Annotated in this window: 8 protein-coding genes and 1 tRNA gene; 5 read left to right on the forward strand and 4 right to left on the reverse strand. The window is 42.5% G+C overall.

Annotation, left to right across the window (positions count from 1 at the left end):
• The first annotated feature begins 1,054 nt into the window (after nt 1–1,054).
• Nucleotides 1,055–1,921, forward strand: coding sequence for an MIP/aquaporin family protein (locus tag F9817_RS19470; protein WP_161157837.1), 867 nt, complete (start codon nt 1,055–1,057; stop codon nt 1,919–1,921).
• A 201-nt stretch (nt 1,922–2,122) separates the two neighbouring features.
• On the opposite strand, the gene F9817_RS19475 is transcribed toward F9817_RS19470, so the two are convergent.
• Nucleotides 2,123–2,197: transfer RNA gene (locus F9817_RS19475), tRNA-Gly, on the reverse strand.
• Between the two features lie 247 nt (nt 2,198–2,444).
• On the opposite strand from F9817_RS19475, the gene F9817_RS19480 reads away from it, so the two are divergent.
• From F9817_RS19480 to F9817_RS19495, 4 genes are all read left to right on the forward strand, one after another.
• Nucleotides 2,445–4,085 (forward strand): VRR-NUC domain-containing protein, encoded by a 1,641-nt coding sequence (locus F9817_RS19480; protein ID WP_161157838.1) that lies wholly within the window; start codon nt 2,445–2,447, stop codon nt 4,083–4,085.
• Nucleotides 4,086–4,580: 495 nt separating this feature from the next.
• The gene (gene eat, locus F9817_RS19485) at nt 4,581–5,951 is read left to right on the forward strand and encodes an ethanolamine permease (RefSeq protein WP_161157839.1); all 1,371 of its coding nucleotides are present in this window, start codon (nt 4,581–4,583) and stop codon (nt 5,949–5,951) included.
• 317 nt (nt 5,952–6,268) lie between these two features.
• On the forward strand, nt 6,269–6,631 hold the full coding sequence (locus F9817_RS19490; protein ID WP_161157840.1) for a hypothetical protein: 363 nt from the start codon (nt 6,269–6,271) through the stop codon (nt 6,629–6,631).
• Nucleotides 6,632–7,004: 373 nt separating this feature from the next.
• A complete protein-coding gene (locus tag F9817_RS19495) occupies nt 7,005–7,190 on the forward strand; it encodes a hypothetical protein (RefSeq protein ID WP_161157841.1) in 186 nt (61 codons plus the stop codon).
• A 92-nt stretch (nt 7,191–7,282) separates the two neighbouring features.
• On the opposite strand, the gene F9817_RS19500 is transcribed toward F9817_RS19495, so the two are convergent.
• The 3 genes from F9817_RS19500 to entS all read right to left on the reverse strand — a co-directional run bounded on the left by F9817_RS19500 (nt 7,283) and on the right by entS (nt 11,231).
• Entirely contained in the window at nt 7,283–9,100 is a 1,818-nt protein-coding gene (locus F9817_RS19500) for a methyl-accepting chemotaxis protein (protein WP_161157842.1), read from the reverse strand.
• A gap of 259 nt (nt 9,101–9,359) precedes the next feature.
• The gene (locus F9817_RS19505; protein ID WP_161157863.1) at nt 9,360–9,827 is read right to left on the reverse strand and encodes an RNA-binding S4 domain-containing protein; all 468 of its coding nucleotides are present in this window, start codon (nt 9,825–9,827) and stop codon (nt 9,360–9,362) included.
• Nucleotides 9,828–9,971: 144 nt separating this feature from the next.
• Nucleotides 9,972–11,231, reverse strand: a complete 1,260-nt coding sequence (gene entS / locus F9817_RS19510) for an enterobactin transporter EntS (RefSeq protein ID WP_161157843.1) — start codon at nt 11,229–11,231, stop codon at nt 9,972–9,974.
• Nucleotides 11,232–11,289: the final 58 nt, after the last annotated feature.

The raw sequence follows: 11,289 nt of genomic DNA on the forward strand, positions 1-11,289 counted from the left end.
AAGTCATAATAAGGAACTTGTTGATCATCATGATCAATTAACTTATTGTGAGTTAAGGTTTATTTGATGATGGTAAACTGAGCGACTCTTCAAAAATAACCTTTTCTACAGGCCTTTAAAACCAAGGGGTTTCATGCGTTTGCCCTGCACCCGAGACATTCAATAATTTGGTATGCCTGGTCGAATGCATAATCCTCTCGAGAGGATTCGGTCTTTTCAGCTAAAACACTGTGATTTGTCTCTTGCTCACAGCTTCTGCAATAGCTTCTGATTTTTGTCATCGATAAACCTTATTCGAGAAATACTAATAAAGAGCTAACAGTCATTATACAGAACCACTCTACAAGAACACTTCTGTATAATCTGCCGACTTTCATTACATTAAAGCTCCAACTATTTATCACCATTAACAAAAATCAGAGTCTTATTATCCTATTCATGCCCAAATGCCGACCTTAACTGTTTAATCTTCCCACAGCTCTGTTTTTGCCATTTTCTATTTTAATATGCTTTACAACGCTACCGCCCTTTCGCACACGAACTAAATTGACATACATTTACAATCACGTTGTTGCATATATGTATAGCAAAATAGAGACGAGTTTCCTATGGCATTTACCCATAAAGAGCTATAAAACACGTTGCATCAATCAGTATTTTTCATGAAACAGACTGCAATCCACTTCAAATGGCTATTTGCTCTTCTTTTCCTCGTTAGTTTATCGATTGGTCAGTCCAATTATCTGAATTAATGAGTAATGAAATACATCACATGATCAAAGAGAATACGTCTTCCAACGGGACATAACTTGCCCCTAAGTCAATATTATTCTAATAGCCCCCCCTGTCACTTCCCAATTGGAGACATTGCCGCACTCTGCGTTTTTGGCTCCACCAGCAATTAATACAACTGCCAATTATTCGCGTAAAAACTGTCGAATTTTCTCACTGAGTAATTGAGATTGTGTGAAGCGACGCAATTTATGAAACCGGTTTCTTTTCTATATTTTCGTACATCAAATTGCGATCAATGGTAGCGATAATAAGGAATGGTATGACTCACACCCTTAAAGGACAGTGCATTGCTGAATTCTTTGGCACAGCGCTGTTTATCTTCTTTGGTACTAGCTGTTTGTGTGCTGTTAGGCTCGCAGATTCAGGTTTGAATTCTTGGGATATTTGTATTGTTTGGGGGTTTGCTATTTCGCTGTCGGTCTATTTAACTGCAGGCATATCTGGAGCACATTTAAACCCAGCCGTTACTATCGCCTTTTGGTTGTTCGCTAATTTTGAGCGGCACAAGGTGATCCCATATTCTCTGTCACAATTAGCTGGCACTTTTTGTGGTTCTGCGCTCTGTTACTATTTTTATCAAGATCTCTTTGTCGGTTACATACACGCCCATCACATCCTATTGGGAACCGAAAACAGCCTTTATCTAGCGGGAATTTTCACGACTTTCCCTCATCCCGCTATTACAGTAACCCATGCATTTATGGTCGAAGTTATTCTAACGGCAATCATGATGTGCTTGATTATGTCGCTAACGGATGATGGACATGGTGTTCCCCGTGGCGCGCTGGCACCACTATTAATCGGTATTATGATTGGTGTTATTGGCGCAGCAGCTGGGCCACTCACCGGTTACGCGATGAATCCCGCTCGTGACTTTGGCACACGTCTTTTTATCTATTTGGCTGGTTGGGGCAATATTGCCATGACGGGCGGACGTGACATCCCTTATGTCTTTGTCCCTTTGATTGCCCCCGTAATTGGCACATGTATCGGAGCCATTACTTACCGAGTGTTGATCGTAAAATACTTTCCTAGCCCATATGATGAGCAACAAATGCTTATGGCAGAGCAATCACACGGCGACGTGGATTTAAAAAAGCCAACATTTAAAGGGAAAGCGCTGTAAAAATGGCAGACAATCGAAATAGGATGAAACTCTCGCCCTAAGATAAAAAACTTCTGGAGTGTGTTACAAAAAGGTTGGTTGAAAATCGTGGGTTTAAAATAAACCAATAAACAACACATGCCGTTAAAGACAGTTGGATAACTATTTTTACTTGAGAAATTTATGTTTGGAAGGTTGTAACGGAAGCGTTACGAAAGAGATTGGAGCGGGCAGCGGGAATCGAACCCGCATCATCAGCTTGGAAGGCTGAGGTAATAGCCATTATACGATGCCCGCATTGCTTTGCATCGAAGCGATGGAAGTAATATGCCACTACTCCTTCGAAAAGAAAACCCCTTTTTATCAAAATCTTGTTCGTTTGCGCACTTAATAAACAAAGGCCGATCAATTGGTTACAAAGAGCGCATTAATTGATCAATATAACACCACCCTCTCACTACCTTGTTCTGACTATCAGTATCTTGAACTAAAGTTTGTGGTGCTCACTCGCTTTTTAAGGTGATAGTTTGCCATAATACTCACTATGAAAAGAGAAGCCCCCGCCATAGAACTTACACCAGATTACTACTTAGACAACTTTTTGCGTCTAATCGAACATGCCCATGAATGGTACGTGGATTTGTTGACGGAACAGGAACGTGATTGGATCACGACATTTTTGTCTCTTAACCACGATGCACAATGTTTATTGGTACGTCTGTTATCCCGTAAAGGAGAATGGTTTCGTAGTGATAAGCTCAACTATACTGAAATCGGCGATATCAATGGCGAGCTTCATGCTCTACAAGCGGCTGGATTAGTGGCGCTTAACCCTCACATTGATGAAGTCACTTTATCTGAGACGCTATTAACGAAACCAGAAATTCTAGCGCGTCACCCTACTCTCAGCCGTTCTGCTCGCAAAGAACAATGGTTAGCGACACTGCAACAAAAACAAGAGGCAGGATTACTGGCTCAAATGCCGGCTTATCCCTTTATATTGATTCGCTTACTGAATGCTGAAATTATTGAAGTGTTATTGGTGCTCTTTTTCGGTAACGCCCGCCAAGATCTTAGCCAGTTTGTGTTAGAGGATTTAGGACTTAATCGCTTTGAACCGTATACGCTCAGTCGTGAGAGGCGCTTTTTTACCGAACGCGAGAGCTTAGAAGAGCTACGAGTTATTGCTCAGATTCAACATCAATATTGGTTACTCAATAAGCCGACGCTTACTAGTATCACATCGCTAGTAAACATGATTCCTTCGAAAGCGTCACACCGTCACGTTGAACGTAAACGCCAACGTGTCATTAATCTTCTGGCAAGAGAGCTTGAACACTGCGGTGACTATCAGCAAGCGCTGTATTGGTTTAGTCAATCGGAGCTTGTACCCAGCCGTGAGCGCCGGGCCCGCATTCACGATAAACTTGGCGATATTGCAGAGTACGAAAATATCGTCACTGATATGTTAATCGATCCGCAAGACCAACAAGAACTTGAAGTAGCCCAACGCCTGCATCAAAAAGTCATTCGTTATCGTGGAGGTAAAGTCACCCGCACGGCTAAACCCGCCTATATAGAGCGACACATCGAACTCGACCTCACCCAATGCCGAGTAGAGCTGGCGGTTAAAGCCTATTTAGAGCAACAAGGTTATCGCGTTTATTATTTGGAAAATCACTTCCTGAATACCTTATTAGGCCTAACCTTGTGGCCCGCGCTTTTTGCTCCCATTGAAGGTGCCTTTATTAATCGTTATCAACATCGCCCCTTAGATTTGTATCATGAGGACTTTGTCGATAAACGCCAAGAACTCATCGACCAATCCTTGCAAGCACTCAAAGAGCATGGCGTTCTATCGTTAATGACTCGTTGGCAAGAAAAATGGGGCACCAGTAATCCTTTGATCTACTGGTCTGGTTTTGATGAGACACTTTTTGAACTTGTCGAACAAGCCATTCCACGCGATATTCTGATCGAATTAATGTTGGTTCAACTAAAAGACCTGCGCTTATTTAAAAGCGGTATGCCTGATTTAATCGCCTTTAAAGACGGTAAATATGAATGGATCGAAGTAAAAGGGCCGGGAGACAAGTTACAAGAAAGCCAATGGCGGTGGATTCGTATTTTTAAACAGCTTCAAATCCCCTTTTCTGTCTGTCATGTTAGTGCCAAAAATGACTAACGTTTTAAGTCTGCCAGTTATGGTGCAAGCAAATTGTTATGATTGCCAATTACTTACAGACTAATAAATCGCATTTCACCAATATGTACTTCCAAGCACGACATTACGACGCGCGACCGTTATAGCGCACTATTTTTGTGCACCACCCGATTTTCTGCGCTTTTTTTGTGCCTCGAACTTAAATGTTTACGCTATTTTTCCGGTTTGTTATCGATTTTTAACAGCATAAATCACTCCTTTTCGTGTTCTTATATTATCGAAGCAGAATATCTATTCAGGATACATGTAGTTTCAGTATTTTCTCTGATTATGATTCGATCGTTACACTTTTTCTTAATTTAGGTATGACTTTCGCAAGATGTTCTGTAATGAAACATGAACAACTGCCTATGCAATTGTTTTATACAAAAATCAACATGTTTCATTGTGGCACGATGATTTCACGGAAGGATATTCTGTCTCATCGTAAAGGGACACTTATGGAGACATTTATTTATGACGGCCAAATTAGAAAAAACACTGGGCGCAGTTTCACTTTGGGGAATTGCGGTTGGCCTAGTGATTTCCGGAGAATATTTCGGATGGAGTTATGGTTGGGGCATTTCAGGTACATTGGGCTTTTTGGTAACCACTATTATAGTGGCAGCCATGTATACCTGTTTTATTTTTAGTTTTACTGAATTAACCACGGCCATTCCACATGCCGGCGGGCCTTTTGCCTACAGTCGTCGCGCATTCGGTGAAAAAGGCGGTTTAATTGCAGGCCTTGCCACCTTGATTGAATTCGTGTTTGCGCCACCAGCCATTGCAATGGCTATTGGTGCGTATCTCAATGTTCAGTACCCTGACCTCGATCCGAAAATTGCCGCAGTGGGTGCTTATATTGTGTTCATGACCCTTAATATTCTTGGTGTTAAACTCGCAGCGATGTTCGAACTTTGTGTCACCATTTTAGCTGTGATTGAACTCTTGGTATTTATGGGTGTTGTGGCGCCAGGATTCGCCATCAGTAATTTTGTGGCTAATGGCTGGGCGGGCAGTAATGAGTTTTCATTCGGCACCTTGTCTGCGATCTTCGCGGCAATCCCCTTTGCTATCTGGTTTTTCCTTGCAATTGAAGGCGCAGCAATGGCAGCCGAAGAAGCAAAAGACCCACAACGCACCATTCCTAAAGCGTACATCGCAGGTATTTTAACGCTTGTTGTCCTTGCCCTTGGCGTTATGATCTTCGCTGGCGGTGCGGGTGACTGGAGCAAACTGTCAGGCATCAACGATCCACTTCCACAAGCAATGAAAATGGTGGTTGGTCACAACTCTAACTGGTTGCACATGCTGGTATGGATTGGTCTGTTTGGTCTTATTGCAAGCTTCCACGGTATTATCTTGGGTTACTCGCGTCAGTTCTTCGCGTTATCTCGCGCAGGTTACTTACCAAAAAGCTTATCGACCTTGTCTCGCTTTAAAACCCCACATCGTGCAATTTTGGCCGGTGGTGTGATTGGTATCATCGCGATCTTTAGTGATGGTGTGGTGAACCTGCAAGGGATGAGCCTGACTGCTGCTATGATCACCATCGCTGTGTTTGGTGCGATTGTTATGTACATCATGAGTATGCTCAGTCTGTTCAAATTGCGTCGCAGTGAACCGAATTTGAATCGTACGTACCGCGCGCCGTTCTACCCTATCGTACCCGGTATTGCTCTGGTACTCGCTGTGCTGTGTTTGATTGCAATGGTTTGGTTTAACCAAGTGATTACGCTGATTTTCTTAGCCATGATGTTTGTCGGTTACGTCTATTTCAGCATGACAAAACATCAACGTGAGAATGCCGAAGAAGATTTAATGCTTGTCGGAGACAATCATTAAGTTAGAACTCGTCTGATTTAAACACTATAAGGTCGGCACTCTTGCCGGCCTTACTCTTTTTAAGATCATCTTTTTACCCAACTACTTTAACCAACTACGCGCTTAACCTTCACGTTCAAACCGAACTATCACCCTCCTCTGACAGACAATTTACATTTGGTAAAAAACCAGTTTCACACCAGTTTGAAGCGGATCGCACAAATGACCTACTGTTGGTTTTCTCAGCACATTTTGTCGTTAAAATTCATTCCATCAGCAACTATAAGCTGAAACAGTTATTAGAAATGTTAATACATTCCGTTGCTAGGAAATTCATAATGAAAACCAAAAGACATATCGACGTTATTTGTGACGAATGCTATCAAGAGTTTTCGCTCACGCCTCATGATCAAAAAAACATTGCTGAATACGGACACATTCACTGTAAGCATTGCTCAACCATGGTGACGTTCGAAGATACCATTTCACACAAACTGAAATCTTTTGCACTGTTGTCGTTTTATCTGATCAATACCATCACCATTCTCACTATTATGTTAAGCCATTTAGTGATGGAAAACGGATATCCAGCGACTTATGCCTTGGCCAGTGTCGGGCTATACATTATCGTGATGATGGCCATGAAAGGTAACCCATCTAAACTGGTCAGCATTATGAAGGAACGTGATACCGTTTTTTAAACAAACGTATGAATATACCGGGCGGTATGTTCAATGATGAAATGCTCTTCAATGACGAAGTGAAGCCCGGTAAAAAATCAATAAGTATCAATTATCTACAAATCCTCTTTCATATCTTAGACCCTATTCCCAGCGACCCATTCCCGCTTCGATATTCCATTACCCACTTGAAAATTTCCTTTTTATGCGATTAAATTTTTTATGTTCTATCTTACTGAGTGACAGATAGAAAACGTTCAGATCGATGCGATCGCCTTAGGATCCGATGATCCATTTTCCAAAGTTTGACTACAATGATTTTGAGGTCTGTAGACCTAGTAACATGACAGCACTTAGTGACGTCATTTAGCCGTAGCAACTAGGAGGTGCGAAGATGAATATTCGTGAAAACATTGACGTACTGGAACAACAAATCTACATCGCCTGCTCTGAAGGTGATTACGACACTGTGTCTAAACTGGAAAAGCAGTTGGAATATCTCAGGGGTAAAGCCGAACATCCTTTTGAGGAGGATATGTATGCCATCGAAGGGCGTAGTTTCCCAGAAGATTGGTACTAAATATTTTCTTGTACCCTGTCCTATAACGTAAAGAGAGCGCCACTGCGCTCTCTTTTTTATACTATATCGTCATGTTCAAAAGATGTGATTCATTACACTTTAAATCGACTGATCAAAGATTGTAACTCTTGCACCGATTGCAACTGAGCCTGACTCGTGAGGTTAGAGCTACGCGCAGCGTCACTACTTTCAACCGATATTTGATTAATATCCTGCATCGACACGTTAATATCTTGCGTGACACTACTTTGCTCTTCAACAGCACTAGCAATGGTGAGATTCATAGATGAAATATTGCCAATCATGTCAGAGATTGTACTCACCTTATCGCCCACAACTTGGCTTTGAGAGTTGGTGTCCATCACTCGCTTATTCCCACCTTGCACCACTTCAGACACCCGTTTTGAGGTCGCTTGTAAAGTAGAAATCATTTTATCAATTTCTTCTGTAGACTCTTGTGTGCGCTGGGCCAGAGAACGAACTTCGTCTGCCACCACCGCAAAACCTCGACCTTGTTCACCGGCTCGCGCCGCTTCAATCGCTGCGTTCAGCGCTAACAAATTCGTTTGCTCTGAAATGCCGCGAATCACTTCCAAAATCGTTCCAATTTCTTGGCTATCGTGAACTAACGTATCAATTTCCTGAGTGGCAGTTTCAAGATCACGCGTCACTTTACCTATATTTTTCAACATAGTATCAACGACTTCATTGACTTCGGTGGTACTTGCTACCGTTTCTTGAACCACGTTAGAAGCATCGCTTGCATTGCCAGCTATTTCGTTAATCGCCTGTTCCATTTGATTAAATGATTCTTGTACATGGCTATTTTTTTGTAACTGCACTTCCATGGCTTTCATTGTTGTACCGCTGTTTGTAGCGGACTCACGCGCTTTATTCTCAATGTCATTACTGGTTTTAATAATGCCCTGAAAAATCTCGTGTAATGAACTTAAGAAAGTATTAATTCCCGCGGCAAGTTGGCCAATTTCGTCATCACGCTTCATATCTATGCGGAACGTCAAATCGCCACCGGATTGACCCAGTTTGTTAATATGCCCACACAGGAGTTTTAACGGATTAGAGATTGAAGAAGCAAATATCGTGGTCAACACAATGATTACCACGATGACTATCGCGATCAAAATAACAATGTTCAACACGCTGCTAGAAATCGCATTAAACACAGTATTCAAACTCTGTTTGTCGACTGTTTTTAAGTCTGCAACCAAAGTATTTAATTGGGTATTGATCTTCTGATTAAGTGAAACGACTTGCTTAGTATTAGCCACTATTTTTTCGGCGAGTGCTCTTAGCTCTCGGTTTGCTTTTCCTGCCGCTTCTGCTTTGGCCAAAGCAGGCGTACCTTGCAGCTTGACCATCGCATCGTCATTGGCTTTGTCGAGTTCGGTCAAGTAATCAAACAACTGTTTTTCATAACTTTTATCTTTCGACAGGTTCATGAATAACAGCCAAATTTTATAGTTGTTATCCGTGTGCGTCACCGCCGCATTCATAATTTGCCGCTCGAACGTCGTTACATCACTTCGTTTGTCAGCATCAATTAATTTGGCAATGATGTCATACATATAACTATTAGATTGATAGATCGAAACGGTAAAGACCTTATCAACATTACTCATCAACTGTTTATTGGTAGTAAACAGAGTATCAATTTGCGTGACTAAACCCGAGACCTCACCGAGCTTAGTGGCAAGCATCGTATCTTTAAGACCTTGAGCTTGATTAATTTCCTGTTGGGTCGCTTTATATTCTTGCGCAAGCTTATCGAATCCACTTTGATTATTGATGAATTTTTCAGTATTCAACAGCAACGTATCGAGTTGATCCAGCACGACTTTACTACTACTGAGCTCTTGTTGGGCACGATCAATCGATCGTTGAATATCCATATATAAAACGCCCACAATTACAATCAGTATCCCCAAGAGGATAATTGGGGAGAAAAGCTTTTTCTGAACACTCAGATTGGAAAGCGCATTTGTCATTTTAACCGCCGACTTATAAATGTAAAAAATTTAGCAAAGCTAATTACACATCAAACATGTTGAGTGCCTAGATAAGGCTAGTTCATAGTCGGAGATATTGACAATTAACCCATAAAAAAAACGCCATACGGCGTTTTTATATAACGTTGTTTTTTATAAGGTTTTAGAAGAAATCGATGCTAGAACGTCCGCCAGTGTTTTTCTTTGGCTTAGGTTCTGCTGTCGCAGATTGCGATTTATTGCTCTTCTTGGCACTGCTGCCATTTTTATTTTGCTTTGGCTTATTAGAACGCTTCGCTTTACTGCTCGGTTTTTTCGCTTCCGGCTTGGTTTTAACTGCTGGCGCTTCAGTCACTGGCGCCTCACAAATGACCAAATAGAACTCTTGGTTAAACTCAATTAAATCGCCATCATACAACTTACGGCGTTTACGAGTTTCGAACTCACCATTAACAGCCACATACCCTTCACTGATGGCGTATTTTGCTTCACCGCCACCGCTTACGGCATTCGCTATTTTCAGCACTTTATAGAGTTCGATCGGTTGGGCATCTACTTCGACGCCAATCGCTTCAATTTCAATCTCGTCATCAGCGATGTCATTTTCATCAACGTAATCGTGTTGATCCATATCAGTCATGATTTACTCTCATTCACTATTTGTCCGCAGTGTACAAGTATGTCTTCAGAGTTTAAACCTTTATCTCACCAACATAAAAACGGCAACCTTAATGATTGCCGTTTATCTCCTACCCATTTGATATGTGTTGAACCGTTAAGACTTCCCTTTCGCAGGCGCTAAGTCAGGATCAAACATGGGCGTTCTTCTTAATGTGCCAAAGGTAAGCGACAACACCGTACCAATGCCCAAGGCGCCCAAACCAAAGGCCAAAATTGAAGCCGTTGGTGCCATCACTTTACCTAGTGCGCCTAATCCAAGCGCCCCAATCGAGTGGCCCGACACATCTTGCGCTGTCCACAAACTGCTGACGCGCCCCATCAAATGGTTGGGTGTGTGTCCTTGTACCAGAGAGTACTGAATGATTTTGGTGACCGAACCTAAGTAGCCAAAGACCACCAGCACCGCGAGTAAAAGCCAGTAATGATGGACATACCCCATCGCGGCGATCGTGACAAACACCCCTAGTGTACTCCACACCATGATCAAGCCCGGTTTTTCAGATTGATTCACCCACCCCGACATTAACGCACCAAACATCGCACCTAATGGCATGGCAGCATAAAGCAACCCAGCTTCGGTTGGCGTACCGTGATAGACATCCAACGCTAAGGTTGGGAACATCACTTTCACTGCAGTGGCTAAGGTTTCTAGTGTGCCAAGAGCAACAACACTGCCGACCAACTTGTGTTGAAACAAAAACTTAACGCCAATGGTAAGCGACTGCCATGGCGTTTCATCTTTTTGTACTTCCGCGCGCATTTTAGGTAATTGTAATAGAGGTAGTAATGTTAAGAAGGTAATGGCAGCCGCGATGCCGTAGTTCCAGCTCACCTCACCAGTTGCAATAATTAACCCACCAATGGCAGGAGAAAGCACCATGCCTGCACGCACAGTAAACATACTCAGTGCCGCTGCAGAAGGAATATTTTCACGACCAACGATCACTTGCATGCACGCCATCAAGGCAGTCACACCCAGAGCGGCAAAAAAGCCATTCCAGAGTGATAAGAAATAGAGCACGATTAAAGAGGGATCGGGCAGCATGGCATTGAGTGTCATAAACACAAAGCCAACCCCACATATGCCTCGAGCTAATAATATGAGACGTTTTCGCTCATATCGGTCGGCAAGTACCCCGCCAAGTAAGAGGCCAATAAACATGCCGCAGCCATCTAACGCCATAATCAGCCCTACTGCGAACGTAGAGTGTGTCATGTCATGCACTTGGATTGGCACTGCAACCATCATCAGGCCTAATGCTAATACAGAGACTAATCGAGCGATAAACACCATACGAAAGTCACGGTTTTCTTTTAACAGGGAAAAGTCGACTAAAAAAGAGGATTTTTTCATAATAACGTCTTAATAAGCTGCTCCCAGAGTAGTCACTCTGGGAGCAGTATTCAGTGAG

It is taken from the genome of Vibrio eleionomae (assembly GCF_009874545.1).
Taxonomy (GTDB): Bacteria; Pseudomonadota; Gammaproteobacteria; order Enterobacterales; family Vibrionaceae; genus Vibrio; species Vibrio nitrifigilis.

Bases quoted from the DNA above. Each gene is read 5' to 3' on its own strand.
- F9817_RS19470 (WP_161157837.1), top strand. From the start codon at position 1,055: ATGACTCACACCCTTAAAGGACAGTGCATTGCTGAATTCTTTGGCACA.
- F9817_RS19495 (WP_161157841.1), top strand. From the start codon at position 7,005: ATGAATATTCGTGAAAACATTGACGTACTGGAACAACAAATCTACATC.
- F9817_RS19480 (WP_161157838.1), top strand. From the start codon at position 2,445: ATGAAAAGAGAAGCCCCCGCCATAGAACTTACACCAGATTACTACTTA.
- F9817_RS19490 (WP_161157840.1), top strand. From the start codon at position 6,269: ATGAAAACCAAAAGACATATCGACGTTATTTGTGACGAATGCTATCAA.
- entS (WP_161157843.1), bottom strand. From the start codon at position 11,231: ATGAAAAAATCCTCTTTTTTAGTCGACTTTTCCCTGTTAAAAGAAAAC.
- F9817_RS19505 (WP_161157863.1), bottom strand. From the start codon at position 9,827: ATGGATCAACACGATTACGTTGATGAAAATGACATCGCTGATGACGAG.
- F9817_RS19500 (WP_161157842.1), bottom strand. From the start codon at position 9,100: ATGGATATTCAACGATCGATTGATCGTGCCCAACAAGAGCTCAGTAGT.
- eat (WP_161157839.1), top strand. From the start codon at position 4,581: ATGACGGCCAAATTAGAAAAAACACTGGGCGCAGTTTCACTTTGGGGA.